The sequence below is a fragment of the Bacillus sp. JJ864 genome, assembly GCF_036963045.1.
Lineage (GTDB): Bacteria > Bacillota > Bacilli > Bacillales > Bacillaceae_G > Bacillus_A > Bacillus_A pseudomycoides_C.
On sequence record NZ_JBALLY010000227.1, the window covers coordinates 643 to 1,317 of the forward strand.

At 27.3% G+C, this 675-nt stretch carries 1 protein-coding gene; it reads right to left on the reverse strand.

What is annotated here, in order from left to right:
- Positions 1-252: 252 nt before the first annotated feature.
- The gene (locus tag V7024_RS23635) at positions 253-600 is read right to left on the reverse strand and encodes a hypothetical protein (protein ID WP_098634804.1); all 348 of its coding nucleotides are present in this window, start codon (positions 598-600) and stop codon (positions 253-255) included.
- Positions 601-675: the final 75 nt, after the last annotated feature.

The window sequence follows — 675 nt, forward strand, 5'->3', positions numbered from 1 at the left end:
AACTTTTGCTAGTTCCTTCCTTTATATACTTTTCATTTCTTTCAATAGCTTCTACACAATTAATTCTATAACGTGATAATTCTTGTTTATTCATAACTTCAACAATTTCAACGCCTTTTTCATTTCGCGCCTTTGTTAATACTTCTAACTCTTCATTAGTTAGCTTTTCCATATATAACTTCCTTTCTTGATAATTGTTTTTTAAAATTTAGAAAGACCTTTTCAATCAATAGCGAAAAGGTCTTATTTAATTTATTCTTCTTCTGGAATAACCAATTCAAAACAAGTTTCCTCTTTGTTGATATTAAACATATGATGTTGGATAGCTTCTTTTTTAAGCTCACTTTCAATTACATTCCTAGTTTCTTTTAAAACAACTACCTTTCCATCTTCTTTTAACTTCTCAATTCTCTGTTGTATGTATGATTCATATCTTTCAAATTCGCACTGTAGATCTTCTTTTACCTTCGATTCAGGCTTATTATAATCATTTGCAACTCTTGTAACAGTTAGGGATTTTAAAACATCTGTGTCTCTTAAAAACATTCCGCGTGAAGAACTAACAACTAATTCTAAAGTTTTTTCATAAGATACTTTCATAAGATTATCCTCCATTTATAATGAACTTTTATTTATTAACATTTTTTAACTTAATTAAATTATACCACAATATAC

Bases quoted from the DNA above. Each gene is read 5' to 3' on its own strand.
- V7024_RS23635 (WP_098634804.1), bottom strand. From the start codon at position 600: ATGAAAGTATCTTATGAAAAAACTTTAGAATTAGTTGTTAGTTCTTCA.